Source organism: Lentzea californiensis (assembly GCF_024648825.1).
GTDB classification, from domain to species: Bacteria; Actinomycetota; Actinomycetes; order Mycobacteriales; family Pseudonocardiaceae; genus Lentzea; species Lentzea californiensis.
In genome coordinates this window covers 1-23,406 of sequence record NZ_JANBBE010000015.1, presented here as the reverse complement: position 1 = coordinate 23,406, position 23,406 = coordinate 1, and the positions used below count along the sequence as shown (strand labels likewise).

The 23,406-nt window shown below is 69.4% G+C and carries 28 protein-coding genes; 21 read left to right on the top strand and 7 right to left on the bottom strand.

Annotated features, from left to right (window positions below; genetic code table 11):
* Positions 1 to 90: 90 nt before the first annotated feature.
* The 8 genes from LX88_RS37400 (at position 91) to mnmA (ending at position 7,584) form a co-directional block, all read left to right on the top strand.
* Entirely contained in the window at positions 91 to 873 is a 783-nt protein-coding gene (locus tag LX88_RS37400; protein ID WP_258952489.1) for an electron transfer flavoprotein subunit beta/FixA family protein, read from the top strand.
* A gap of 12 nt (positions 874 to 885) precedes the next feature.
* Positions 886 to 1,839, top strand: a complete 954-nt coding sequence (locus LX88_RS37395) for an electron transfer flavoprotein subunit alpha/FixB family protein (protein ID WP_258952488.1) — start codon at positions 886 to 888, stop codon at positions 1,837 to 1,839.
* A 75-nt stretch (positions 1,840 to 1,914) separates the two neighbouring features.
* Positions 1,915 to 2,202: a hypothetical protein gene (locus tag LX88_RS37390; RefSeq protein WP_258952487.1), complete on the top strand. Its 288-nt coding sequence runs from the start codon at positions 1,915 to 1,917 to the stop codon at positions 2,200 to 2,202.
* A gap of 191 nt (positions 2,203 to 2,393) precedes the next feature.
* Positions 2,394 to 3,167, top strand: a complete 774-nt coding sequence (locus LX88_RS37385) for a GNAT family N-acetyltransferase (protein WP_258952486.1) — start codon at positions 2,394 to 2,396, stop codon at positions 3,165 to 3,167.
* Positions 3,164 to 4,036 (top strand): lysophospholipid acyltransferase family protein, encoded by an 873-nt coding sequence (locus LX88_RS37380; protein ID WP_258952485.1) that lies wholly within the window; start codon positions 3,164 to 3,166, stop codon positions 4,034 to 4,036. The genes LX88_RS37385 and LX88_RS37380 overlap by 4 nt, the downstream gene beginning before the upstream one ends.
* Positions 3,993 to 5,336 carry an MFS transporter gene (locus tag LX88_RS37375; RefSeq protein ID WP_258952484.1) on the top strand — a complete coding sequence of 448 codons (1,344 nt, stop codon included), beginning with the start codon at positions 3,993 to 3,995 and terminating at the stop codon, positions 5,334 to 5,336. Before LX88_RS37380 ends, LX88_RS37375 begins: the two co-directional genes overlap by 44 nt.
* Positions 5,336 to 6,505, top strand: coding sequence for a cysteine desulfurase family protein (locus LX88_RS37370; RefSeq protein ID WP_258952483.1), 1,170 nt, complete (start codon positions 5,336 to 5,338; stop codon positions 6,503 to 6,505). The genes LX88_RS37375 and LX88_RS37370 overlap by 1 nt, the downstream gene beginning before the upstream one ends.
* Positions 6,502 to 7,584: a tRNA 2-thiouridine(34) synthase MnmA gene (gene mnmA, locus LX88_RS37365; protein WP_258952482.1), complete on the top strand. Its 1,083-nt coding sequence runs from the start codon at positions 6,502 to 6,504 to the stop codon at positions 7,582 to 7,584. The genes LX88_RS37370 and mnmA overlap by 4 nt, the downstream gene beginning before the upstream one ends.
* Before the next feature lie 213 nt (positions 7,585 to 7,797).
* Here the strand turns inward: mnmA and LX88_RS37360 are convergent, their stop codons facing one another.
* Together LX88_RS37360 and LX88_RS37355 are read right to left on the bottom strand one after the other, a co-directional pair.
* A complete protein-coding gene (locus tag LX88_RS37360) occupies positions 7,798 to 8,649 on the bottom strand; it encodes a serine/threonine dehydratase (protein WP_258952481.1) in 852 nt (283 codons plus the stop codon).
* Complete coding sequence (locus LX88_RS37355) at positions 8,646 to 9,149, bottom strand: DUF6584 family protein (RefSeq protein WP_258952480.1); 504 nt, start codon at positions 9,147 to 9,149, stop codon at positions 8,646 to 8,648. The genes LX88_RS37360 and LX88_RS37355 overlap by 4 nt, the downstream gene beginning before the upstream one ends.
* A 36-nt stretch (positions 9,150 to 9,185) precedes the next feature.
* Here LX88_RS37355 and LX88_RS37350 point away from each other — a divergent pair, with 36 nt between their 5' ends.
* Entirely contained in the window at positions 9,186 to 10,328 is a 1,143-nt protein-coding gene (locus LX88_RS37350) for a hypothetical protein (RefSeq protein ID WP_258952479.1), read from the top strand.
* 38 nt (positions 10,329 to 10,366) lie between these two features.
* Complete coding sequence (locus LX88_RS37345; RefSeq protein WP_258952478.1) at positions 10,367 to 10,765, top strand: hypothetical protein; 399 nt, start codon at positions 10,367 to 10,369, stop codon at positions 10,763 to 10,765.
* On the opposite strand, the gene paaI is transcribed toward LX88_RS37345, so the two are convergent.
* Complete coding sequence (gene paaI, locus LX88_RS37340) at positions 10,704 to 11,090, bottom strand: hydroxyphenylacetyl-CoA thioesterase PaaI (protein WP_258952477.1); 387 nt, start codon at positions 11,088 to 11,090, stop codon at positions 10,704 to 10,706. The two genes, LX88_RS37345 and paaI, sit on opposite strands and share 62 nt — an antisense overlap.
* Before the next feature lie 396 nt (positions 11,091 to 11,486).
* Here paaI and LX88_RS37335 point away from each other — a divergent pair, with 396 nt between their 5' ends.
* The 3 genes from LX88_RS37335 to LX88_RS37325 all read left to right on the top strand — a co-directional run bounded on the left by LX88_RS37335 (position 11,487) and on the right by LX88_RS37325 (position 15,669).
* A complete protein-coding gene (locus tag LX88_RS37335) occupies positions 11,487 to 12,536 on the top strand; it encodes a methionine synthase (RefSeq protein WP_372511501.1) in 1,050 nt (349 codons plus the stop codon).
* 92 nt (positions 12,537 to 12,628) lie between these two features.
* Positions 12,629 to 14,482: a glycoside hydrolase family 9 protein gene (locus LX88_RS37330; RefSeq protein WP_258952475.1), complete on the top strand. Its 1,854-nt coding sequence runs from the start codon at positions 12,629 to 12,631 to the stop codon at positions 14,480 to 14,482.
* Positions 14,483 to 14,520: 38 nt separating this feature from the next.
* Complete coding sequence (locus tag LX88_RS37325) at positions 14,521 to 15,669, top strand: hypothetical protein (protein WP_258952474.1); 1,149 nt, start codon at positions 14,521 to 14,523, stop codon at positions 15,667 to 15,669.
* Here the strand turns inward: LX88_RS37325 and LX88_RS37320 are convergent.
* Entirely contained in the window at positions 15,656 to 16,135 is a 480-nt protein-coding gene (locus LX88_RS37320; RefSeq protein ID WP_258952473.1) for a GNAT family N-acetyltransferase, read from the bottom strand. The genes LX88_RS37325 and LX88_RS37320 overlap by 14 nt on opposite strands.
* Positions 16,136 to 16,199: 64 nt before the next feature.
* Here LX88_RS37320 and LX88_RS37315 point away from each other — a divergent pair, with 64 nt between their 5' ends.
* From LX88_RS37315 to LX88_RS37290, 6 genes are read left to right on the top strand one after another with little or no spacing between them, the layout of a single operon-like run.
* Positions 16,200 to 16,721 carry an LppU/SCO3897 family protein gene (locus tag LX88_RS37315; protein WP_258952472.1) on the top strand — a complete coding sequence of 174 codons (522 nt, stop codon included), beginning with the start codon at positions 16,200 to 16,202 and terminating at the stop codon, positions 16,719 to 16,721.
* Positions 16,718 to 17,275 (top strand): YdeI/OmpD-associated family protein, encoded by a 558-nt coding sequence (locus LX88_RS37310; RefSeq protein WP_258952471.1) that lies wholly within the window; start codon positions 16,718 to 16,720, stop codon positions 17,273 to 17,275. The genes LX88_RS37315 and LX88_RS37310 overlap by 4 nt, the downstream gene beginning before the upstream one ends.
* Positions 17,276 to 17,280: 5 nt before the next feature.
* On the top strand, positions 17,281 to 17,934 hold the full coding sequence (locus tag LX88_RS37305) for a hypothetical protein (protein WP_258952470.1): 654 nt from the start codon (positions 17,281 to 17,283) through the stop codon (positions 17,932 to 17,934).
* 33 nt (positions 17,935 to 17,967) lie between these two features.
* Positions 17,968 to 20,091 carry an NAD-dependent DNA ligase LigA gene (ligA, locus tag LX88_RS37300; protein ID WP_258952469.1) on the top strand — a complete coding sequence of 708 codons (2,124 nt, stop codon included), beginning with the start codon at positions 17,968 to 17,970 and terminating at the stop codon, positions 20,089 to 20,091.
* Positions 20,084 to 20,584, top strand: coding sequence for a GNAT family N-acetyltransferase (locus tag LX88_RS37295; protein ID WP_258952468.1), 501 nt, complete (start codon positions 20,084 to 20,086; stop codon positions 20,582 to 20,584). Before ligA ends, LX88_RS37295 begins: the two co-directional genes overlap by 8 nt.
* A 58-nt stretch (positions 20,585 to 20,642) precedes the next feature.
* Positions 20,643 to 21,170 carry a hypothetical protein gene (locus tag LX88_RS37290; protein WP_258952467.1) on the top strand — a complete coding sequence of 176 codons (528 nt, stop codon included), beginning with the start codon at positions 20,643 to 20,645 and terminating at the stop codon, positions 21,168 to 21,170.
* On the opposite strand, the gene LX88_RS37285 is transcribed toward LX88_RS37290, so the two are convergent.
* Positions 21,159 to 21,575 (bottom strand): SWIM zinc finger family protein, encoded by a 417-nt coding sequence (locus tag LX88_RS37285; RefSeq protein WP_258952466.1) that lies wholly within the window; start codon positions 21,573 to 21,575, stop codon positions 21,159 to 21,161. The two genes, LX88_RS37290 and LX88_RS37285, sit on opposite strands and share 12 nt — an antisense overlap.
* 38 nt (positions 21,576 to 21,613) lie before the next feature.
* Here LX88_RS37285 and LX88_RS37280 point away from each other — a divergent pair, with 38 nt between their 5' ends.
* Positions 21,614 to 22,048, top strand: coding sequence for a GNAT family N-acetyltransferase (locus tag LX88_RS37280; protein WP_258952465.1), 435 nt, complete (start codon positions 21,614 to 21,616; stop codon positions 22,046 to 22,048).
* Here LX88_RS37280 and LX88_RS37275 read toward each other — a convergent pair.
* Together LX88_RS37275 and LX88_RS37270 are read right to left on the bottom strand one after the other, a co-directional pair.
* Entirely contained in the window at positions 22,045 to 22,269 is a 225-nt protein-coding gene (locus LX88_RS37275) for a hypothetical protein (RefSeq protein WP_258952464.1), read from the bottom strand. The two genes, LX88_RS37280 and LX88_RS37275, sit on opposite strands and share 4 nt — an antisense overlap.
* Before the next feature lie 72 nt (positions 22,270 to 22,341).
* On the bottom strand, positions 22,342 to 22,467 hold the full coding sequence (locus LX88_RS37270; protein ID WP_256239403.1) for a hypothetical protein: 126 nt from the start codon (positions 22,465 to 22,467) through the stop codon (positions 22,342 to 22,344).
* 61 nt (positions 22,468 to 22,528) lie between these two features.
* Here LX88_RS37270 and LX88_RS37265 point away from each other — a divergent pair, with 61 nt between their 5' ends.
* Entirely contained in the window at positions 22,529 to 23,212 is a 684-nt protein-coding gene (locus LX88_RS37265) for a 3-keto-5-aminohexanoate cleavage protein (RefSeq protein ID WP_258952463.1), read from the top strand.
* Positions 23,213 to 23,406 lie beyond the last annotated feature (194 nt).

Here is a 23,406-nt window from a genome sequence, read left to right as displayed (position 1 = left end):
TGATGGCAGGGTCGTGAACACCCGGCGGCGCAGTTCTGGAGTCTTCTGCGCAAGCGTCGCCGCCCGTCCGCAGGAGGTCGAAGAGGACCTATGAACATTGTTGTCCTGGTCAAGCAGGTGCCTGACACCTGGTCCGAGCGCAAGCTCACCGACGCCGACCACACCCTTGACCGCGAATCCGCGGATGCCGTGCTCGACGAGATCAACGAGCGCGCCGTCGAAGAGGCTCTTCTGCTGAAGGAAGCCCACGGCGGCGAGGTCACCGTGATCGCGATGGGTCCCGACCGCGCCACCGACGCCATTCGCAAGGCGCTGTCGATGGGTGCGGACAAGGCGATCCACGTGAGCGACGAGGCGCTGCACGGCTCGGACGTGCTGGCGACGGCGAAGGTCCTCGCGAAGGCGATCGGCACGGTCGAGAGCTTCGACCTGGTCATCGCGGGCAACGAGGCCACCGACGGCCGCGCCGGCGCCGTGCCGGCGATCCTCGCCGAGTTGCTCGGCCTGCCGCAGGTCACGCAGTTGCGCAAGGTCACCGTCGAGGGCACCACGATCAAGGGTGAGCGCGAGACCGACGAGGGCGTGTCGTTCCTCGAGGCGTCGCTCCCGGCCGTGGTCTCCGTGACCGAGAAGATCAACGAGCCGCGTTACCCGTCCTTCAAGGGCATCATGGCCGCGAAGAAGAAGCCCGTCTCCACGCTCACCGTGGCGGACCTGGGCATCGACGCGTCCGAGGTCGGCCTGTCCGGCGCGTACACCCAGGTGCAGGAGGCTTCCCCGAAGCCGCCGCGCAGCGCGGGTCAGCGCGTCGAGGACGGTGGCGACGGCGGGTCCAAGATCGCCGAGTTCCTCGTCGGCCAGAAGCTCATCTGAGGGAGGGAAGTCATGTCTGAAGTTCTGGTTCTGGTCGACCACGTCGACGGCGAGGTCAAGAAGGTCAGCTACGAGCTGCTGACGGCCGCGCGCCGCCTGGGCACCCCGGCCGCAGTGGTCGTGGGCGCTCCCGGCACCGCGGCGAAGATCCGCGAGTCGCTGGGCAAGTACGGCGCCGCGAAGGTCTACGCCGTCGAGTCCGACGACGCCGCCGGCTTCCTCACGACCCCGAAGGTCGACGCGCTGGCCGCACTCGTCCCGAACGCGTCCGCGGTGCTCGTCTCCGCGACGATCGAGGGCAAGGAGGTCGCGGGCCGTCTCGCCGCGCGCATCGACTCCGGCTGGCTCGTCGACGTCGTGGACGTCGAGGCCGACGGCACCGGCGTGCAGTCCATCTTCGGTGGCGCGTTCGTCGTCAAGGCGAAGGTCAGCAAGGGCACCCCGGTCATCACCGTCCGCCCCGGCGGCGTGGAGTCCGAGGAGTCCGCCGCGGACGCCGTGCTGGACGAGTCGGTCTCCATCTCGGTGGACACCGCCAAGTCCGCCCGCATCACCTCGCGTGAAGCCGTCGTCGGCGGCGACCGCCCGGAGCTGACCGAGGCCTCGGTCGTCGTCTCCGGTGGTCGCGGTGTCGGCTCGGCCGAGAAGTTCTCCGTCGTCGAGGAGCTCGCCGACTCGCTCGGTGCCGCCGTCGGTGCCTCGCGCGCCGCCGTCGACTCGGGCTACTACCCGCACCAGTTCCAGGTGGGCCAGACCGGTAAGACGGTCTCGCCGCAGCTGTACGTGGCGCTGGGCATCTCCGGTGCCATCCAGCACCGCGCGGGCATGCAGACCTCGAAGACGATCGTCGCGGTCAACAAGGACCCCGAGGCGCCGATCTTCGAGATCGCCGACTTCGGTGTCGTGGGCGACCTGTTCAACGTCGCGCCGCAGCTGACCGAGGACGTCAAGAAGCGCAAGGGCTGAGCACTTCGGTCCGGCAGAATGGCCGTCCCACCTTCTCGGTGGGGCGGCCGTTCGCCATTTCTGGAGGCTTGAGCTGTGAGGGACGTGTTCCTGTACTTCCCCGAGGCCGACTTCGCCCTGGACGACCTGGAGGAGATCGTCGAACGCGAGGTCGGCGACGCCGGCGAGGTGACCGGGTCAGGCATCGGTCGGACCGGCGGCAATCTCGACATCGGGATCTGGGGAGAGGTCGACTTCCCCGCGTTGCTCAGAACCCTGGCGGAGGAGTTCGTGGCCGCAGGAGTGCCTGGGGAGGCTGTGTTCCACCTCGTCGACGAAGATCGGCGGGTGACGCTCATGTCATTGCTGAGCCCGGCACCGTGACCGCGTGGCCAGCTGCGGCGCATGATGTGCCGGAACAGGCCGGAACGCGGCCGTCGTGACCGTCTCGCAACCGGAACCGCCGCACATCACCCCAGCGGAGTGCGGCACTACCTCGGGTTAACCCGACTGCCACTGACCGGTCATCGTTCTGACCTGCTGCGATTAGCCAACCCGGCTTCACCCTGGTTCGCATGACGCAGCCGGAACTGCTTGTCAGCACCCCCGTCCAGCAGAACGGGAACGCACCCCGCTACTCCCTCCTCGTCGCTCGTGACAGCGACGAGGTCGTCGCCGCGCAGAAACTGCGCTACGAGGTGTTCGCCGGTGAGATGGGGGCGACGCTGCACACCGGCGTGCCCGGCCACGACGTCGACGAGTTCGACGAGTTCTGCGACCACCTCGTGGTGCGCGACGACCGCACCGGCGAGATCGTCGGCGGGTACCGGATGCTGCCGCCGGAGCGTGCCAGGGAGGCCGGGCGGCTCTACGGCGACGGCGAGTTCGACCTGTCCAACCTCGACGGCATCCGCGGCTCCACGGTCGAGACCGGTCGCTCGTGCGTGCACCCCGACCACCGCAACGGTGCCGTCGTCAGCCTCGTGTGGGCCGGTATCGCGCGGTACATGCTGCTCAGCGGTCACAAGTGGCTCGTCGGGTGCGCATCGATCCCGCTGCAGGACGGCGGTGGCCTCGCGGCCGGTGTCTGGGACGCGGTGCACGCCAAGCACTACGCGCCCGAGGAGTACCGGGTCACGCCGCACAACCCGTGGGACGTCGACGCGATCGTGCGGCCGGACAAGACCGTGCTGCCGCCGCTGCTCAAGGGCTACCTGCGGCTCGGCGCCAAGATCTGCGGACGGCCCGCGCTCGACGCGGACTTCGGCGTCGCCGACCTCTTCATCCTGCTCGGCATGGACCAGATGGATCAGCGCTACCTGAAGTTCTTCCTGGGGGAGACGTCATGAGCCACGCCTGGATGCCCGCGTCGCCGTGCGGGGACGGGTGCGTCGGCAGCACGCCCGGTGAGGTCGGCAGGCTCCGGCAGACCTGGCGCGCGGTCATGGCGGTCACCGCGATCCTGTGCGGCGCGTGGATCGCGCTGGCGCTGCTGCTGCCGGGCAAGCAGCGTGAAAGCGTTGTCCGTCTGTGGTTCCACGCCATCCTGCGGGCGTTCGGCGTGCGGCTGGAAGTGCACGGCGCCCGGAAGTTCCAGGAGATCCCGAAGCGCGGCGTGCTCGTCGCGAGCAACCACGTGTCGTGGCTCGACGAGCTCGCGATCGACTCGGTGCAGCCCGTCAGGATCGTCGCGAAGAAGGACATCAAGAGCTGGCCCGTGCTCGGTCCGATCATCACGGCGGTGGGCACGGTCTACCTCGACCGGGAGAAGCTGCGCGAGTTGCCGCAGACCGTGAACGAGCTGGCCACGACGTTGCGCAACGGCAGTGCGGTCGCCATCCACGCCGAGGGCACGACGTGGTGCGGGCTGGCGTCCGGGCACTACAAGCCGGCGCTGTTCCAGGCCGCGCTCGACGCCGGTGTCCCGGTGCGGCCGATCGTGCTGCGCTACCGGATCGGCGACCACCTGACGACGCAGCCCGCGTTCGTCGGCAGCGACACCCTGGTCGACTCGATCCGCCGGGTGCTCAGGGCCCGCGATCTGGTCGTCGAGGTCCACGTGCTGGACGAGATCGCTCCCGGACGCGCCGGAACTCGACGCGAACTGGCGAAACTTGCCGAAGAGCAATCAATCCGCTTGACCTCGACTCAACTGGAGATTGCACTATCTACAGGTGACTCTCACCGCGCCCGTCCCGTCTCGCCTCTGGTCGCCTGAACATCGTTGGCCGACGACGGGCATCCTTCTGCTGGTCACGCTGTTCGCCTTCGAGGCGATGGGCGTCGGCACGGCGATGCCCACCATGGTCAGCGAGCTGAAGGGCGAGGCGCTGTACGCGTGGCCGTTCCTCGCGAACCTCGCGGCCAGCGTCATGGCGACGGTGTTCTCCGGACGGCTCTCTGATCGCAGAGGACCCAAGCCCTCGATCCTGATCGGCGTGGTCCTGTTCCTCGCCGGGCTCGTGGTCGCGGGCATCGCCGAGAACATGGCGGTGCTGCTCGCCGGCCGGGTGCTGCAGGGTTTCGGCGTGGGCTTTCTGATCGTCGCGATCTACGTGTTGATCGCGGTCGCCTACCCGGAGGACGCCCGGCCCGCCGTCTTCGGCGCGCTGTCCGCGGCCTGGGTGATCCCGTCGCTGGTGGGGCCGGCGGTCGCCGGCTGGGCGACCGAGCACCTGAGCTGGCGGTGGGTGTTCCTCGCGATCATCCCGTTGGTGCTGCTCGGCAGCGTGCTGCTCGTACCGGTGCTGCGAGGCCTGCCGCCGCACACCGAGGCTCCGCCGACGCGCAAGTACCTGCCGCTCGCCGCTGTCGCCGTCGGACTTGGCGTGGTGGGCCTGAGCTGGGGATTGCAGCACCGCACGTGGTGGCTGATCGCCGCGGCGTTGCTGCTGCTGGCGCCCGCGCTGCGCGTCCTGCTGCCCAAGGGCACGCTCCTCGCTCGCCGCGGTCTTCCCGTCACGATCCTGGCGCGCGGCCTGCTCGCGGGCACGTTCTTCGCGGTCGAGGGTTTCATCCCGCTCACGTTGTCCGTCGTGCACGGCTACTCGCCGCTGGAGGCGGGGATTCCGCTGACGCTGAGCGCGCTCGGCTGGGCCGGCGCGTCGATGTGGGCGTCGAGGCACCCCGAGATCGAGCGCCACACGCTCGTCCGCACCGGGTTCCTGTTCGTCGCGACCGGTCTCGCGGCCGTGACGCTCATCGCACCCACGTGGGGCCCGGCGTTCCTCACGCCGGTCCTGTGGGCGGTGGCGGGCGCGGGCATGGGCATGGCGACGTCCAGCGTCGGCGTGCTGATGATGGCCGCATCACCCGAGGCCGACCGGGGTTTCAACTCCGCGGCGCTGCAGATCTCGGACATGCTCTTCTCCGCGACCATGATCGGACTCGGCGGTGTGCTCGTCCTGGCGACGGCGCCGACCGCGGGCGTGGTGGTGCTCAACCTGTCGATGGCGGTGTTGGCGGTGGTGGGAGCGATTCTGACCGGGCCCCGCATGCGGGCTACCCTGAAGACCTGATGGCTTATCTCGACCACGCGGCCACGACCCCCATGCACCCGCAGGCGGTCGCGGCCATGACCGAGGCGTTGTCCACCACGGGCAACGCCTCGTCGCTGCACACCTCCGGCAGGCGGGCGCGGCGGGCGATCGAGGAGGCCCGCGAGAACATCGCCGACGCCCTGGGCGCCCGGCCGTCCGAGGTGCTGTTCACCGGCGGCGGCACGGAGAGCGACAACCTCGCGGTCAAGGGCATCTACTGGGCGAGTGGCCGCCGTCGCGTGCTGGCCTCGGCCGTGGAGCACCACGCCGTGCTGGACGCCGTCGAGTGGCTGGAACGGCAGGGCGCCGAGGTCACCTGGCTGCCCACCGACCACTTCGGCCGGGTGTCCGCCGAGTCGGTGGCCGACGCACTCGACGACGACGTCGCGCTCGTCACCACGATGTGGGCGAACAACGAGGTCGGCACCATCAACCCCGTGCATGAGATCGCTGCCGTGTGCGCCGCACGCGGCGTGCCGTTCCACACGGACGCGGTGCAGGCCGTGGGCGCGGTCCCGGTCGATTTCGCCGCGTCCGGCGCCTCCGCGCTGACCATGACCGGCCACAAGGTCGGCGGCCCCTACGGCGTGGGCGTGCTGCTGCTGGCGCGAGACGTGAAGTGCACGCCGTTGATGCACGGCGGCGGTCAGGAACGCGACGTGCGGTCCGGCACCCTCGACGTGCCCTCGATCGTCGGCCTGGCGCGCGCGGTGCGGATCTCGGTGGAGGAACAGGCTTCCCAGGCGCTCGAACTGGCGGCGCTGCGGGACGAGCTGATCAAGTCGGTGCGCGCGGTGGTGCCGGACGTGATCGTGAACGGCGACCCGGTGGACCGCCTGCCCGGCAACGCGCACCTGACGTTCCCCGGCTGCGAGGGCGACAGCCTGCTGATGCTGCTCGACGCACGCGGTGTCGAGTGCTCGACGGGTTCCGCGTGCACCGCCGGCGTCGCGCAACCGAGCCACGTGCTGCTCGCGATGGGCGTCGAACCGGCGTTGGCGCGCGGCTCCCTGAGGTTCTCCCTCGGGCATACGTCGACGCACGCGGACGTTGAGAAGCTGGTGTCGGTCATCGGACCGGTGGTGGAGAGGGCCCGCACGGCGGGCCTGGCAGGCATGAGGCGGTCCCGGAAGGTGGTCAAGCAGTGAAGGTCCTCGCGGCGATGAGCGGTGGTGTCGATTCCGCGGTGGCGGCGGCGCGCGCCGTCGAAGCGGGACACGACGTGACGGGCGTGCACCTGGCGTTGTCGGCGAAGCCCGGCACCCTGCGCACCGGCGCACGCGGCTGCTGCACCATCGAAGACGCGCATGACGCCCGTCGCGCGGCCGACCTGATGGGCATCCCGTTCTACGTCTGGGACTTCGCCGAGCGCTTCACCGAAGAGGTCGTCGAGGACTTCGTCGCGGAGTACGCGGCCGGCCGCACGCCGAACCCGTGCCTGCGCTGCAACGAGCGGATCAAGTTCGAGGCGTTGCTGGACAAGGCGATCGCCCTCGGCTTCGACGCCGTCTGCACCGGCCACTACGCGCGCCTGGAGATGGTCGACGGGCGTCCCGAGCTGCGCCGTTCCGCCGACCTGGGCAAGGACCAGTCGTACGTGCTGGCGTCGCTGACCGCGGACCAGCTCGCACACGCGATGTTCCCGCTGGGCGACACGACGAAGGACGACGTGCGCGTCGAGGCGGCGTCACGCGGGCTGTCGGTCGCGAAGAAGCCGGACAGCCACGACATCTGCTTCATCCCGGACGGCGACACGCAGAAGTTCCTGGCGGGCCGCATGGAGACCAAGCCGGGCCTGCTGATCGACGACGCGACCGGCGCGGTGCTGGGCCGGCACGCGGGCGTGCACGAGTTCACCGTGGGACAGCGCAAGGGGCTCGGGATCGACGGTCCCGCCGCCGACGGCCGTCCGCGGTACGTGCTGGCGCTGGAGCCGGTGTCCGGGAACGTGCGGGTCGGCGCGGTCGAAAAGCTCGCGGTGACGGGGATTTCGGCATCCGCACCGGTCGCGCACGTCGAGCTCGACGGACCTGTCGAGTGCGTCGCGCAGGTGCGTGCGCACGGCGGCACGGCCCCGGCCGTCGCCGAACTGGTCGACGGCGTGCTGCGGGTGCAGCTGCGCGAACCGCTGAAGGGCGTGGCGCCCGGCCAGGCCGTGGCGATCTACCGCGAGGACGCGGCGGGCGACATCGTCCTGGCCAGCGCCACCATCGACGCGACCAGCTAATTCGCTTGTAGGGCCGGGAAAGCGGCTCTAGCGTTCGCTGCGTGACGTTCATTGACACGGAGTTCGACCTCGCCGCGCGGGCTCGGAGCGCGTTCCGGTGCTTCGTCAGTCCTGCGGACCGGCGGAAGCTGAGCGTTCAGGCCCGTCGCGACGACATGCCGGTGTGGGTCGTGTCGCCGTTACGCCGGCTGGGAGCGCGCCGGTTCCGCCGGGCTAGCTGGGACGCCACTCCGAGTTCGCTCCGCACAGGAGCACGCAGGGCAGCTCACTCGACACGTCGCCCCTGAGGAACGCGGCGAACGCCGCCGCGCCCGCCGGTTCGACCGCGATCCGGAACTCCTCCCACAGCCGGTCCCGCGCCGAGAGGATCTCCTCGTCGGTGACCAGGGCCGAGGAAACGTGGTGCTGCCGCAGGATTTCCAGCGACAGCGAGCCTGCGCGCGTGGCGCCGAGCGCGTCCGCGGCGATGGAGTTCACCACCGAGTCCACCGGCTCGCCGGCGGCCAGCGCGTTGTGCATGGCGCAGCAGTTCTCGGGCTCGACGGCGACGATGTGGCGCCCACCTGAGGCCAGCGCGGCGCCCGCGACGAGTCCGCCGCCGCCGACCGCGACGAAGATCGTGTCGACGTCCGGGGCGTCCTCGACGATCTCCTGGGTGACCGTGGACTGGCCCTCGATCACCGTGGCGTCGTTGTACGCCTCGATGTAGGGAAGATCGAGCTCGCGGGCGGCCGCGGCGGCTTCGGCGTAGCTGTTGCCGTGGCGGATCAGCTTGGCGCCCAACGCCTCGATGCGCCTCGTCTTGGTCTCGGGCGCGGTCACCGGGACGAACACGGTGGCGTGCGCGCCGAGCAGCTGCGCGGCCTGGGCGACGGCGATGCCGTGATTGCCGCCCGACGCGGTGACGACCTCGGAGACGTTCAGCGACAGCAGGGTGTTGACCGCGCCGCGGAGCTTGAAGGAGCCGGTGAGCTGCAGGTGCTCCAGTTTGAACACGAGCGGCCGGCCGTCGGCGGACACGCGCATGATCGGGGTGCGGCGGACGTACTGCGACAACGTTCTCATGAGACCAGCTTCCACAAGAACTGCACGAGAGTCACGATGCCCAGCAGGAAGCACACCAGGACGAACGTGCCGCCGGCCATGACGATCAGGCAGGCGCCCCAGGACGTCTCCTCGCTCGGGGTGGCGTCCAGGTCGTGCTGGAGCTCCACCCGCGCCTCCTGGTACAGCGACGCGAGGCGGGTCCGGGCCATCTCGGTCGGGGCCTCGTCGACGCGCCCCTGCCATGAGAGCGCGACCAGACGCGAGTCCGCGCGGCGGTAGGCGCGTTCGAAGGCCAGCAGTTCGCCGGGATCCCGTTCGTCGGAGAGGTAGGTCCAGCGACCCGCCTGGGCCGGCTGGCCGAGCACGCGGTAGACCTCGGCGAGCCGTTCTCGCAGGTCCAGCCGCTGCGGGAAGGTGCCCACCAGCCCGGCGACGCGCTGACGTGCGCGAAGCACGCTGGCGAGGTCGCCTCTCTGCAACTCCTCGGCCGCTTTGTGGAGCGTCCGCTCTACCGGCATGAAGATTAGTTTTGCAGGTGGGGCTAGCTTTGACCCGTGTTCGGCCTATCGCTGCTGGTCTCCGGCCTCGCCTGGTGGCTGGGTCTTTACCTGCTCGCTCGCGACCCCCGCAAGCCGCTGTTGTGGTGGGCGGGCGCCGGGATGATCGGCTATTCGGCGGCCGTCGTAGCGCCGAATCCGGTGCTCCTCGCGGTGCCGGCGCTGGCCTGGACGGGTGCGGTCCTGTTGCTCGCGCGGCCCGAGTTGATCAGGTGGTGGCTCCTCGCGCTGCTGCCGTTCTTCGCCGCGTCCTTCTTCGTACCGTGGCTCGTATTGCTTCCGCTGGCCGCAGCCACGGTTCTAGCCATAAGAAAACGTGCTTACTTTTCACTCGTTGGGGTGATGTTCGGCCTTTCGGCAGGTGCGTTCCTCCTGGGACTGCTCCCAGACGCGATCACGCTGCCGTCGCTCGGCTTCGACGTCGTCGTCTTCGGAGTTCTCGTCGCCGTCACGGACGCGGTCGAGGAGGGCGAGGCGATCCGCGCGGACATGCTGCGATCACTGGTCATCTCGGCCTTCACCGCGGTGCTGTTCGGATCACAGGTGATCTTCTTCGGCGGACCGGACCTGCTCGTCTTCACCACCGTGGCGGCCGCGATCGCGGTCCAGGTGCTCGCGAACCCGCTCGCGTCCGCGGTCGACCGCCTCGCCGTACCGGCCGTCGCAGCGGAACGCGCCGAACTCCGCGACGCCGCTGAGGCGTTGCCCAGACGCCGCCCGCTGGTGACCGAGGACGACGCGGAATTCGCCCGCCTCACCCGCAAGGCGCTCAGCCACTACGGCGATCTCGGAAAGCTCGTCGCCAGCCCGTTGATCGCACTGACCGACGACGGCCCACCACTCGACCGGGCCGCGCAGCTGAAAAGAATGCTGCTCGCGAGCATTCAACGACTCAAGCCCGTGGACGGCGATTTCGGCACGAGCGACGAATGGCGTTACTACAACGCCGTGTACTTCTATTACGTCAAGGGAATCCGGCCCTATTCGGTCCGGACCAAGCGCGAGGACCTCGACGCCGAGGATCGCCGCGCCCTGCAGTGGTTCGTGACACAGGTGCCGGAACGAACGCTGCACAACTGGCAGAACGCCGCCGCACGCCTGGTCGCGGCCGACCTGATGGCAGGAGTTGGCAGCACTTGACGTGGCTTTGGCAGCGTTGACCGGGCGATCGTCGGGCCATGTTGAAATTCGCCTTGAAACTCGACGGTGTCGCTTCGTTCGCACTGGGTCTGCTGACCCTCCTGATCCGCCCGGAAATCGGAATGCCGGTGGGCTGGCAGATCGGACTCGGTTCTTTCTGCGTGGTCTACGGCGCGGGCGTGTTCTTCTTGGGAACCCGCGCCACCCCTGACCGCCGATTCGTGCTGCTGGTCATCATCGGCAACCTGGTCTGGGCCGCCGACAGCATTCTGACCGCGGAACTGGCGTGGTTCCCGCTCACGGGAATCGGCGTGGTGCTAGTGCTGGCCCAGGGCCTCGCGGTGCTCGGCTTCGCGGTGCTGCAGTTCATCGGCCTCAGGCGCGAAGGGTCCGCGACCGGCCGCGGAACTCAGCCACGACCTCGGTCCCACGCCTGACAGTGATGTCGTAGATCCCGCTGCGGCCGAACCGGGTCCGTTCCACCGCCTCCGCCACCAGCTCGTCGCCCTCGTGCACGGGCAGGATGAAGTCGATCTCGGCCGTGGCGGCGACGGTGACGGACCCGGCCCTGTTGCAGGCGCAGGCGAACGCGCTGTCCGCCAGCAGGAACACGTAACCACCGTGCGCGATGCCGTGACCGTTGATCATGTTCTCCGCGACCGTCATTCGCAGCAACGCGTACCCGTCGCGCAGTTCGACGGGCTCGATGCCCAGGGCGGTGGACGCCTTGTCGGCGGCGAGCATCTCGGCAGGACCATTCATTCGTGGCAGCGTAATCACTCTCGCGGTGGTGTCACGCGGTGTTCGAATCGACTTACTGTCCGGATGCGTGATCGTTCAACATCGGAGGTGGTCATCGTGGGTGGTTGTTCTTGCTGTGGCGGGTGCACGGGTCCGGGCTGCGGATGCTGCAGCTCTTGCTAACTGCTTCGGATGTGTGAAGGCCGTTGCGGGAACGGAAGTTCCCGCAACGGCTTTTTTCTCGCAGGGGGTCAATTCCCGGGTACCTGCAGCCTCTTCGGCGCCACGGTCACGACGGCCTCTGGTGGGAGTGGTGCAGGACCACGGGGCGCGTCGCGGTCCTGCACCACGTGCAGGGAGGCGCCCACACGTTCAGCGCCTGCTCGATCACGGTAAGTGGCCTAGACCATAGCGTCAATGGGTCTAGACCTCTTCTGTCTGCCGGACAGTGGAACAATCCGGGGGGTGCGTGGAGCAACTGGAATCGGATCGCTGCCCGGAACCGACATCGACGAGGCGGCGCGCGTAGTCGTCGGAGAGCTGCCTGAGCTGCCGCACGTCCCGGAGCTGCCTGGCCGGGGAGTCGGCGCGGACATGATCGGCCGCACCGCCGGCCTGCTGGTCGACCTCGCCATCGAGGTCGTCACCTCCGGCTACCGCGTGACCCCGCGCGCCGGCCGTGACCACCGCCGGGCCGTCGACCTGCTGCGCGGTGACCTGGACGCGTTCGACGAGGCGTTGGAACGTGCGGGGGCGCAGCCGGAGACGGTCAAGGTGCAGGCCGTCGGGCCGTGGACGTTGATGTCGAACATCGAACTGATGCGCGGCCATCGCGTGCTCACGGACCCAGGTGCGGTGAAGGAGTTCGCCGCGTCGCTCGCCGAAGGTCTCAAGCAGCACGCGGCCGAGGTCGCCAGGCGTACCAAGGCGAAGGTCGTCGTGCAGCTCGACGAACCGGGTCTGCCCGCCGTGCTGCAGGGGCTGCTGCCGACGCCGTCCCAGCTCGGGACCGTGGCCGCCGTGCCGGGGCCGGACGCGCGCAACGTGCTGGCCACCGTCATCGATGCGTTGAAGGACCACGAGGTCGTGGTGCACTGCTGTGCGCCGCACCCGCCGTTGACGTTGCTCCGCGAGGCGGGCGCTACGGCGATCGCGTTCGACGCGACGTTGATCAAGGGTGCGGAGGCGCTCGACGAGATCGGCGAGACGTGGCAGGCGGGCACGACGCTGGCGCTCGGGCTGGTGCCGAGCACCGACCCCGGTGTGCCGGTCGCGCTCAAGGACGTCGGGCAGCGGGCGTTCACCCTGGTGGACCGTCTCGGCTTCCCGCGGTCGATCCTCGCCGAGCAGGCGCTGCCGACTCCGACCTGCGGGCTGGCGGGTGCATCGTCCACTTGGGTCAAACGCGCACTCTCGTTGACGCGTGACCTGTCCTCGGCGTTTTCGGAGCCGCCAGAGGGCTGGTGATGTCCGGTACGTGCGGCTAGTCTGCTGCGAACTATTAGGAAACTTTCTTAACCGAAGGCCGAACGCCGAGGCCTGGACCGGGAGTTCCCAGCATGCGCATCAGACTTGCGGCCCTCGTCGCCGCAGTGCTCACAGGTGTGGTCGTGGCACCTGCACAGGCCGCTCCCACCGGCCAGATCCGGCTGGATCAGGTCGGGTTCGGCACCTCCGAGCAGAAGCACGCCTACGTGCTCGGAGGTGCCGCCGGCACCAGGTTCTCCGTGGTGGACAGCCGCGGCCGGACCGTGCTGACCGGCAGGACGGGCGCCTCGACGGGCTCGTGGAGCGACACGTTCCCCGCGGTGCACCCGATCGACTTCTCCGCGTTGAAGAGGTCCGGGACCTACCGGATCAAGGTCGGCACGACGACATCACCGGTGTTCAAGGTCGACTCGCTGAAGAAGCTGTTCTCGCCGGTCGCGCACAACACCGTCGAGTTCTTCCAGGCGCAGCGCGACGGCGCCGACGTCGTTCCCGGCAGGTTGAACCGCAAGCCCGCGCACCTCACCGACCGCGAGGCGCTCGTCTACGAGGCGCCGGTGTTCGCGGGCGAGGGCGGCGACCAGATCGCGGCGCCGTTGAAGCCCACGGGTGTGAAGATCGACCTCGAAGGCGGCTGGTTCGACGCCGGTGACTTCGTGAAGTTCACGCACGCCTCGTCGTACTCGACGGCGTCGATGCTGCTGGCGTTGCGCAACAAGCACGACGCCGCGCTGTACAACGAGGCCAAGTTCGGCCTCAAGTGGCTCGACAAGGCGTTCGACGAGAAGACCGGCACGCTCTACGCGCAGGTCGGCATCGGCACCGGCTCCGAGGAGTTCGGCTTCGTCGGCGACCACGACGTGTGGCGTCTGCCCGAGGCCGACGACGCGCTGAACGTCAAGCCGGGCGACAGCGAGTACTTCATCAAGCACCGCCCCGTCTTCCGCGCGAACGTCGCCGGCGAGAAGATCAGCCCGAACCTGGTCGGCCGCGTGGCCGGCTCGTTCGCGCTGGCCGCCCAGATCGAGGCCGACCGCAACCCGCGCACCGCGCGTGCGTACCTGGACAAGGCCGCGCAGCTGTTCGCACTGGCCAAGACCGAGAACGTCGGCGAGCTCGTGACGGCGTTCCCGCACGCCTACTACCCCGAGGAGTCGTGGACCGACGACATGGAGTTCGGCGCGACGCAGCTCGCGCTGGCCGCCAAGGCGTTGCACGACAAGCGTTACGGCCAGTTCGCCCGCGCGGCCGCGCACTGGGCCAAGGAGTTCCTCGCGACGCAGGACCCGGACACGCTCAACGTCTACAACATCTCCGCGCTCGGCCACGCCGACCTCGCGAAGCTGCTGAAGAAGGGCGTCCCGGGCGCCGAGGTGACCGAGAAGCAGATCATCGGTGACATCCAGCGCCAGCTGCAGAAGGGCGCGGACGCGGCCAAGACTTCGCCGTTCCGCACCGCCGCCAACGTCGAGACCTGGGACGTCGGCTCGCGCACGTTCGGCTACATCACCACCGCCGCGCTGTACCAGAAGCTCACCGGCTCGAAGGAGTACGCGACCTTCGGCACGCAGCAGCGCGGCTTCGCCCTCGGCACCAACGCCTGGGGCACCTCGCTGATCGTCGGCGTCGGCACGAAGTTCCCCGAGTGCCCGCACCACCAGGCCGCGAACCTCTCCGGTTCGACGAACGGTGGCTCGAAGGTGCTGGTCGGCGCCGTGATCAACGGACCGAACGACGCAACGCTGTTCGGCGACCTCGGTGAGATGCCGCCGGGTTCCGTCAGCTGCACCAAGCCGTACACGGTCGAGTTCAACTCCGCGAAGTCCGTGTTCGCCGACGACCTGCGCTCGTGGCCGAGCTCCGAGCCGGCCATCGACTTCACGGCGACGGGTGTGCTCGGCTTCTCGCTGATCGCCCACTCCTGAGTGGCGCCGGCGCGGGCCGGGGTGTCCAATTCGGACTTGTGCTCAGGCTCGCGCTGGTATTCGTGTTGCTCATGTCCGGTACCGCGCATGCGTTGCCGTTGGACGTGAGGTGCCGAGTTCCCGGCGTGCACGACGCGGACGTCATCCGCGCCGTGCACGCCGTTGGTCTTTCTCTGCGCGTGAGCGACAAGGTGATGCTCGCCGGGTTCGAGGCCGGGTGGGTCGAGTCGCGCATGAACAACCTGTCGTGCGGTGACCGCGACTCGCTGGGCGTGTTCCAGCAGCGGCCGTCGATGGGGTGGGGGACACCCGAGCAGATCATGGACGTGTCCTACGCGGCGCGGCGGTTCTTCGAGTACGCGGTGCGCGTGGACCGGCCGGAGCTCTCCGCCGGGCTGCTCGCGGACGCGGTGCAGCGGTCCTGCTGCCCGGAGCGGTACGACCAGGCGGAAACGCGCGCCGGGTCGATGCTGAGGCAGGCGTGGCAGGGCGGTCCCGAGGTCGTCGGCGGTGTCGTCCACGTGGTGCAGGACGGCGACGTCTGGGCCGATGGAACGCAGCTGAGCACCTCTGGTGACTTTGCCGGCCGGCCTTCGGTGGCCGGGCGCACCGTGTACGCGCGGACGGCTCGCGGCGAGGTCAGGGCATTGGCGGGCGGCACCGAGCGGCTCGTGGCCACGGGCGTGGCCGGCGACCCCGAGGCGGTGGCTCGTCCCGGCGGGGCGGTGGACCTGTACGCCGTGCTGGCCGACGGCAGCGTCGCAAAAGTGTCGGACCTGCCTGAGATGATTGGGATGGGGGGCGGATCCCCCCAGGGGGCCCGCCAGTCCGGATCGATTCCGAGCTGGCAGGCGCTGAGCCCGGCAGGCTTCGCGGAGGGCAAGCCGTCCGCCGTCGCCTTCCCGGACGGGTCCGTGGCCGTGTACGTCAGGTCCGGCGACAAGCTGATGGCCAGTGCCGTCGGAACGTGGCGTGAAATAGCCCAGTCCCTCGAAGCCTCACCCGAGGTGGTTCTCCGTCCAGACGGGACGGTCGGCGTCCACACCCTGATCGGCGGACGCCCGCACCGCCTCACCACCGCGTGGGAACCGTTGGGCGACGCACGTTTCATCGACACCGTGTCCGCCCAGCCCGACGGCACGGTCTACGCGCGCACGGCCGAAGGCGCAGTGCTCAAAGCCGGTTGAACGGCTCCGCGTACCGGAACGCCCCCGCGGGCACGTCGCCGAACAGCCGCGCCTGGAAGTGCGGTCCCCACGCGGGATCGGGCGGCGTGATCCCGAACGCCGAGGCCAGCCGGAAGCCGAACCGCGAGTAGTAGCCGGGGTCACCCAGCAGGATGACCGCGCGCTCGCCGCGCGCCTCAGCGGCACCGAGGACCGCGTGCATCAACGCCGACCCGATGCCGGCGCGCTGATGAGAGGGATGCACGGCGATCGGCCCGAGCCCGAGAGCGGGCACCTCGCCGACGCACCCGCGCGTGCACACGACGTGCCCGAGCACGCCGTCCGCCACCAGCGACAACTCCGGGATCCAGCCCTCGTCCGCGCGCAACCAGTCGATCAGCGGAGCTTCCGGGCCGTCCTTGAACGCGAGGTTCGTGACGGCGCGGATGGCGTCGATGTCTGCGGGTGTCTCCCGCCGGATCAGCATGAGGCGCACTGTGGCCAAACCCGTCGCCGCGCGCCACCCGGTTTCCGCCGCCATAATCCGCAGCGTGGTCGTGAGACAGACCTTGATGGTGTGCGTACTTGCCGTGCTGGCCTATCTCGGCGTGTGGTGGGCGTTCAGCGGAACCGACGAACCCGCCCAGTCGGCGCCGGGGTCCCTGTTCCTCACCGACTACTCCAAGGCGGACGAAGGCAGTTGCGTGAAGTTCAGCGGTCCCGGCGAGAACGACCAGGGCCTCACGGTCGTCGACTGCCGGGGCGACCGCGCAGCGCTGAAGGTCGGGACCGTGCTGACCGAGACGAGCGGCAAGTGCCCGCGCGGTGACTACAAGGTGTTGCGCGACACCAGGCACAACGCGGCGCTGTGCCTGCTGCCCAACGCCGAGCGCGGTGACTGCTTCGAGCTCGACACCGACGACCTGCAGAGGTCCGTCGTGTCCAAGTTCGACTGCTCTGCGCCGCGGGTGAACGTGCAAGTGGTCGACATAGCTGCGGAAAGTTGCCCCGAAGAGGCCGAACTCGGTGTTCCCTATGAGGACATGACGCTCTGCCTGAGGAGGGTGCGTTGATCGTCTTCGAAGGTCCCGCCGAGTTCGACGCCTGGCTGCACGAGAACGGCGCGAACGAGACCGAGCTGTGGCTCAAGTACGCGAAGAAGGCCTCGGGGATCAAGACGATCACCTATGGCGAGGCGCTCGACGTCGCCTTGTGTCACGGGTGGATCGATGGACTCACACGGTCCATCGACGAGGCCTACTACTCGCAGCGCTGGACGCCGCGTACGGCGCGGAGCAAGTGGTCCAAGCGCAACTGCGCCAAGGTCGAGGAACTGATCGCGGCGGGCAAGATGCTGCCCGCCGGGCTCGCCGAGATCGAGAAGGCCAAAGCGGACGGACGCTGGGAGGCGGCCTACGCGGGACCGGCGACGATCGAGGTGCCGGACGACCTCACCGAGGCGTTGAAGGCCAACCCCAAGGCGGCCGAGTTCTTCAAGACGCTCAACAGCCAGAACAGGTACGCCGTGCTGCTGCGCATCCACGACGCGAAGAGGCCGGAGACACGGCAGAAGCGCATCGCTCAGTTCGTTGAGATGCTGGCGGACGGACGCAAGCTCTACTCTTGAGAATCATGAAGTGGTTCCGCCGCCGCAAAGCCGAAGAGGTCGTCCCGACCCACCTGCCGAACGCCGAGGAAGCGGCACAACGCTTCTGGGAACGGTGGTTCGAGCTGGTACCCGTGGTCAGCGCGGCGCTCGGCGACGGCGAGCCGCACCGCGTCGAGGACGAGCTCAACGACCTGGTGAGCGGGCTGCACCCAGACCTGGTCTTCTCCCTCGAGCAGGGTCACCTGGCCATGTACGCGCTGGTGATCACGGGCCAGGAAGACCCGAGGCTGCGCCCGTACACCGACGCGTGGATCAACGCCGCGCCGCCGTCGGACATGGTGTGGGAGTTCCACGACTCCGTGCCGCCGGTGCCGGACCCGACCGAGGTGGTCGTGAACCTCGGCCAGGTGCGGATGCGGCTGGGCGACTACCGCGTGGTGGCCCAGGTCGACGGTGACGTCGTGGACGTCGCGGTCTACCACCCGGCGCTGGCCGACCTGAGCGACCAGCACCGGCAGACGATGACGTTCCTGCCCCTGGACGTCACTCTGGGCGAGCGGCTGGCGGGGGAGCGGCTGCGGCGCGTGGAGACCGCGGAACTGGAGCCGCAGGGCACGATCAGCCTGCTGGAGCTGCGTTCCCTGGTGCGCGAACTCGCCGGGCAGGCGGAGCGCTGAGAACTGTCGGACCTGGTCACTAAGCTGTGGGACGTGACCAGCGAGAGCCTTGAAGACGTCCCCGCAGAGGTGCGCGAGCGGCATGCCGTGCTCGCGGAAGAGGTGCGCTCGCACCAGTTCCGCTACTACGTGCTGGACGACCCGATCGTCACCGATGGTGAGTTCGACGCGATGCTCAAGCAGCTGGAGGCGCTGGAGGCCGAGCATCCCGGCCTCGCCACGCCCGAGTCGCCGACGCAGCTCGTCGGCGGCACGTTCTCGACCGAGTTCAAGGCGGTCGACCACCTGGAGCGCATGCTCAGCCTCGACAACGTCTTCGCGCAGGACGAGCTGACGGGCTGGTTCGAGCGCATCGGGAAGGAGATCGGTTCCGGCACGCACTTCCTGTGCGAGCTGAAGATCGACGGCCTCGCGATCAACCTGCTCTACGAGAAGGGCCGGCTGACGCGGGCGCTCACCCGCGGCGACGGCCGCACCGGCGAGGACGTGACGCTGAACGTCCGCACGATCGCGGACGTCCCGGTGGTGCTGAAGGGGTCCGCCGAGTACGCGGTGCCCGACCTGGTCGAGGTGCGCGGCGAGGTCTTCTTCGCGGTCGACGACTTCCTGGCTTTGAACGCCTCGCTGGTCGAGCAGGGCAAGCCGCCGTTCGCGAACCCGCGCAACACCGCCGCCGGGTCGTTGCGGCAGAAGGATCCCAAGGTCACGGCCTCGCGCAAGCTGCGGATGATCTGCCACGGCATCGGCAAGACCCAGGGCTTCGAGGTCGCCCGCCAGTCGCTCGCCTACGAGGCGCTGAAGTCGTGGGGCCTGCCGGTCTCCTCGCACACCGAGGTGCTCACCGACCCGGCCGATGTGCGCAGGAAGGTCGAGTACTGGGGCGAGCACCGGCACGACGCGGTCCACGAGATCGACGGGCTCGTGGTCAAGGTCGACGAGGTGTCGCTGCAGCGGCGCCTCGGCACGACGTCGCGCGCCCCGAGGTGGGCCATCGCGTACAAGTACCCGCCGGAGGAGGCCACCACCACCCTGCTCGACATCCAGGTCCAGGTGGGCCGCACCGGCCGGGTGACGCCGTTCGCGGTGATGGAGCCGGTGAAGGTGGCCGGCTCGACGGTCGCGCGGGCCACGCTGCACAACGGGTCGGAGGTCAAGCGCAAGGGCGTGCTGATCGGCGACCGCATCGTCATCCGCAAGGCGGGCGACGTGATCCCCGAGGTGCTCGGCCCGGTGCTGGCCGCGCGCCCGGCCGACGCGCGCGAGTTCGAGATGCCGACGAGGTGTCCCGAGTGCAACTCTCGACTGCGCCCGATGAAGGAGGGCGACGTCGACATCCGCTGCCCCAACGCGGAGACGTGCCCCGGTCAGCTGCGCGAACGCCTGGCGTACCTGGCCTCGCGCGCCGCGCTCGACATCGAGGTGCTCGGCTACGAGGCGGCCGCGGCGATCACCGAGTCCACGATCTACACCAACGAGGCCGACCTGTTCGACCTCGACGCCGAGGCGTTGCGGCAGGTCGAGCGCTTCACGACGAAGAACGGCGAGCTGTCCGCGAACGCGCTGAAGCTGATCGACAACCTGGAGGCGGCGAAGGAGCGTCCTCTGTGGAGGGTGCTGGTCGCGCTGTCGATCCGCCACGTCGGCCCGACGGCCGCCCGCGCGCTGGCCCAGCAGTTCGGCTCGATGGACGCGATCCTCGAGGCCGAGGAGGAGGCCCTCGCCGGCGCCGAGGGTGTCGGCCAGACCATCGCGACGGCCGTGGTCGAGTGGCGCGAAACGGAGTGGCGCCAAGGCGTCGTCGAGCGCTGGCGGGCCGCGGGCGTGCGGATGGAGGACGAGCGCGACGCGTCCATCGTGCGCAACCTCGAAGGCCTGTCCATCGTGGTCACCGGCTCGCTGACGGAGTACTCGCGCGACTCGGCCAAGGAGTCGATCCTCGCCCGCGGCGGCAAGGCGGCGGGCTCGGTGTCCAAGAAAACCGCTTTCGTGGTGGTCGGCGACTCGCCAGGATCCAAGTACGACAAGGCCATCTCGCTGAAGGTGCCGGTGCTCGACGAGGCCGGCTTCCGCGTCCTGCTGGAGCAGGGTCCCGACGCGGCGAGGGAGGTGGCCCTTCCCGGCGACGAAGGCTCAGTGGAAGAAGGCGCAGATGGCTGACCTGATCATCCGCCCGGCGACGGAGGCCGACCTGCCGGCGGTCGGCTCCCTCACGGTCGAGGCCTACGTCACCGACGGCGTCGTGGGTGCCCACGACGACTACGCGAGCGTCCTCTCGGACGCCGAGTCCCGCTTCCGCGCCGCCGAACTGCTCGTCGCCCAGGACGAGTCGGGCGCGGTCCTGGGCTCGGTGACGGTGGTGCGCCCCGGCACGCCGTACGCGGAGATCTCACGGCCCGGCGAGCTGGAGTTCCGCATGCTGGCGGTGTCGGCGGCGGCGCGCGGCCGCGGCGTCGGCGAGGCGCTGGTGCGGGCGGTGTTCGACAAGGCGCGTGCGGCGGGCGCGACCCACGTCGTCCTGTCGTCGTCGGAGAAGATGCTGGCGGCGCACCGGTTGTACGAGCGGCTGGGGTTCAAGCGGCTGCCGGAGCGCGACTGGGCGCCGCTGCCGGGCGTGAACCTGATGGCGTACGCGTGCGGAACGCCGCTCTGAGCAACCCCGTTCGCAGCCGTGCGTCCAACAGGACAACTGCGCGGATGGGGGTTCGCGAATGAGATGGGTCGTTCTGCTGCTCGTACCGGTGCTGCCAGCGGCCGCCTCGGCGGCACCGGCACACCTGCCGGCCGATGACCGACGGCAGCTGGGGGCCCTGACCCAGCGCTACTTCGAACACCGGGCGGACAAGGTCACCACCCGCCCGCAGGCACCGGGCTTCGGCGTGCCCACGACGGAGGCGTTCGCGGCCCGGTTGCGGATCGACGAGACCAGACTGGCCGATCGTCGTGCGCGGTACGGCACGTCCACCCCCGGCGGCTACTCGCACGCGAAGGTCGGTACCGAGCTGACGCGGGTCGTGGTGGCTCAGGACGGCAGCGCCGTCGTCCACGTCCGGGAGGTGACCGAACTGCACTTCGCCAAGCCCGTCGGCGTCACGCACAGCACGTTCGCCATGGGCCACGTCCTGATCTTCGACCGCACCCCCGCCGGCTGGACGTTGGCGGCCGCGACGCGCCCACCGGGCTCCGTGTGCAAGGTTCCGCCGGAGACGCAGTTCTGCGGCATCCACTCAGCGCGATGACATGATCCGCGCCCGCAGTTCGGGGTCACCCGCCGCCTGCTCGTACAGCAGTTCGCGCAGCACCTCGGGCGGCAGGGTTCTCAGCACGTCCTTGAGTTCGACGTCCTCGGCGTCCGGCGGCGGCACCGTCTCGCCCCGGTCGAGCAACACCAGCCCGACAGCCACGCAATGCTTGCAGAAGAAGCCCTCGGACCCGTGCGGACAGCTGCACGCACCCACCAGATGAGTCCCCGACCACGACAGTTCCACCGCGTACGCGTCCTCGTCACCACCCCGCACCCGCGCCGCCACGTGCCGGCTGTGCACCCGCAGGGACAGCACGGCTTCGCGGTAGGTCAGGCCGCGCCAGTACGACTTGGTACCCGCGCGGTGCAGCAGCAGCTCGGTGCTGAGGGTCGTCGACACGGGGGTCATCCAACCGGGTGACAGCAGAAAGGATCAACATGATCGCGATCGGCCCACTCGAACCCGCGGACCGAGCCAGGTGGCAGGAGCTCTTCGAGGGCTACAACACCTTCTACGAACGCACACTGCCCGCGGAGACCTACGACGAGAAGTGGGAAGCGTTCCAGGCGAACAAGAACATCCACGCCCTATGCGCCCGCGTGGACGGCACCCTCGCCGGCATCACGCACTTCTTCAAGCACCCCAGCACGTCCGGCCCGGACGTCTGCTACCTGCAGGACCTCTTCACCGCCCCCGAGGCACGCGGCCGAGGCGCCGGCCGCGCGCTCATCGAGGCGGTGGCGGAATGGGCGCGGCAGCAGGCCTGCTGCCGCGTCTACTGGCACACCGGCGAGTGGAACGAGACCGCCCGCGGGCTCTACGACCAGGTCGCGGAGAAGACCCCGTTCGTCCACTACCGAATCGTGCTCTAGCGAGCCGTCGTCTCCAGGTCCAGCAACGTCACGGCCGCGCGGAAGTACTTGTTGGTGCCCAGGTCCCGCACGGTCCTGATGTTGAACGCGGCCTTCAGCTTCTCCGCGTCGCCGGCGCTCACGCCCTGCAGCGCGTCGACCGGGGCGTCCAGGATCTCGGTGAGCGGGAGGTTCTCGTAGGCCTTGTCGAGGAGCATGTCGAGGTTCACGGTGATGGCCATGATCTTCATACCTCCAGAGGTGGGGCGATCACGGCAGATTCTGGAGTCAGATCCGGTATTCCGCAGTACGAGTCATGGCTTGCGCCGCTTGAGCATGACGACGACCACCGCGGCCACCGCGAGCAAGCCGCCCACCCCCAGCGCCAGATCACCGATCGCCAGGCCGTTCTCCTGTGCCACCACCAGGGCCAGTCGCATGAAGACCAAACTAGCCCTTGGAGCAACGCCGCGCCGAGGATTGTGTGGGACCGTATGAGGTGTGCTGCAAGCCTGTCTGAACGGCTCCCGCACAGCCGAGGAGCACCCGGCCCTGCCGTTGTCCCCAGAGCGCCTCGCCGAGGACGCGGCTGACGTCGCCGCGCTCGGCGTCACGTCGGTGCACATCCATCCGCGCGACGTCATCGGCGCGCTCACGCTCGTCGGGCCCGAGGTGGCCACGACGATCGCGACCGTCCGCGCCGCCGTGCCCGGCATCGAGATCAGCGTGTCCACCGACGTTCCCGGCAACCAGGGCACGCTGATCGGCAGCTGGGCGCCGCTCGCGTCGGGGCGGCCGGACATCGCCTGCGTGCACGTCGGCCGGCCCGGCTGGCGGGACCTCGCGGAGGCCCTGCACCGGGTCAACGTCCGGGTCGAGCTCGTCGTGGCGTCGCCCGGCCTGCTGACGGAGCTGCCGGAAGGCGTCAGCCGGATCACGGTGACCGCGACGCGCGAGACGGCGGAAAGCCTGCTCGCCGAGGTGGAACCGCTCGGCCTGCCGATCCTGCTGCACGGCAGGGACGCAGACGCCTGGACCGTCCTCGACTACGCCGCGCTCCTCGAGCACCACGTGCGCATGGGGCTGGAGGACACGCTGCACCTGCCCGACGGCCGTCAGGCGAAGAACAACGCCGAACTGGTCGCGCTGGCCCGTCGGCGTCAGCGGTCGAGGGCTCCCAGCTAGTGCGGTGGCCACGAACCTTTACCGGGTATTTCGCTGTTCAGACTGCCGCGAGGCGCCCTGCCGAGCACCGGAAGACCCCGTGAAGGTTGGTGGTCACCGCACTAGTGTCCTGCGCCGGAAATTCGCCTGCAAAAGCGTGCGAGTGACTCGAGGATCTCTTCGGCGGTCTTGGTCCACAGGAACGGCCGTGGGTG

Excerpts from the sequence above, each read along its gene's own strand:
- LX88_RS37385 (WP_258952486.1), top strand. The coding sequence starts at position 2,394 with ATGACGCAGCCGGAACTGCTTGTCAGCACCCCCGTCCAGCAGAACGGG.
- LX88_RS37305 (WP_258952470.1), top strand. The coding sequence starts at position 17,281 with ATGAAGTGGTTCCGCCGCCGCAAAGCCGAAGAGGTCGTCCCGACCCAC.
- LX88_RS37275 (WP_258952464.1), bottom strand. The coding sequence starts at position 22,269 with ATGGCCATCACCGTGAACCTCGACATGCTCCTCGACAAGGCCTACGAG.
- LX88_RS37280 (WP_258952465.1), top strand. The coding sequence starts at position 21,614 with ATGATCGCGATCGGCCCACTCGAACCCGCGGACCGAGCCAGGTGGCAG.
- LX88_RS37360 (WP_258952481.1), bottom strand. The coding sequence starts at position 8,649 with ATGAGAACGTTGTCGCAGTACGTCCGCCGCACCCCGATCATGCGCGTG.
- LX88_RS37295 (WP_258952468.1), top strand. The coding sequence starts at position 20,084 with ATGGCTGACCTGATCATCCGCCCGGCGACGGAGGCCGACCTGCCGGCG.
- LX88_RS37270 (WP_256239403.1), bottom strand. The coding sequence starts at position 22,467 with ATGCGACTGGCCCTGGTGGTGGCACAGGAGAACGGCCTGGCGATCGGT.
- LX88_RS37320 (WP_258952473.1), bottom strand. The coding sequence starts at position 16,135 with ATGCTGATCCGGCGGGAGACACCCGCAGACATCGACGCCATCCGCGCC.
- LX88_RS37355 (WP_258952480.1), bottom strand. The coding sequence starts at position 9,149 with ATGCCGGTAGAGCGGACGCTCCACAAAGCGGCCGAGGAGTTGCAGAGA.
- paaI (WP_258952477.1), bottom strand. The coding sequence starts at position 11,090 with ATGAATGGTCCTGCCGAGATGCTCGCCGCCGACAAGGCGTCCACCGCC.
- LX88_RS37370 (WP_258952483.1), top strand. The coding sequence starts at position 5,336 with ATGGCTTATCTCGACCACGCGGCCACGACCCCCATGCACCCGCAGGCG.
- LX88_RS37335 (WP_372511501.1), top strand. The coding sequence starts at position 11,487 with ATGGGTCTAGACCTCTTCTGTCTGCCGGACAGTGGAACAATCCGGGGG.
- LX88_RS37330 (WP_258952475.1), top strand. The coding sequence starts at position 12,629 with ATGCGCATCAGACTTGCGGCCCTCGTCGCCGCAGTGCTCACAGGTGTG.
- LX88_RS37395 (WP_258952488.1), top strand. The coding sequence starts at position 886 with ATGTCTGAAGTTCTGGTTCTGGTCGACCACGTCGACGGCGAGGTCAAG.
- LX88_RS37345 (WP_258952478.1), top strand. The coding sequence starts at position 10,367 with ATGTTGAAATTCGCCTTGAAACTCGACGGTGTCGCTTCGTTCGCACTG.
- LX88_RS37290 (WP_258952467.1), top strand. The coding sequence starts at position 20,643 with ATGAGATGGGTCGTTCTGCTGCTCGTACCGGTGCTGCCAGCGGCCGCC.
- LX88_RS37400 (WP_258952489.1), top strand. The coding sequence starts at position 91 with ATGAACATTGTTGTCCTGGTCAAGCAGGTGCCTGACACCTGGTCCGAG.
- LX88_RS37380 (WP_258952485.1), top strand. The coding sequence starts at position 3,164 with ATGAGCCACGCCTGGATGCCCGCGTCGCCGTGCGGGGACGGGTGCGTC.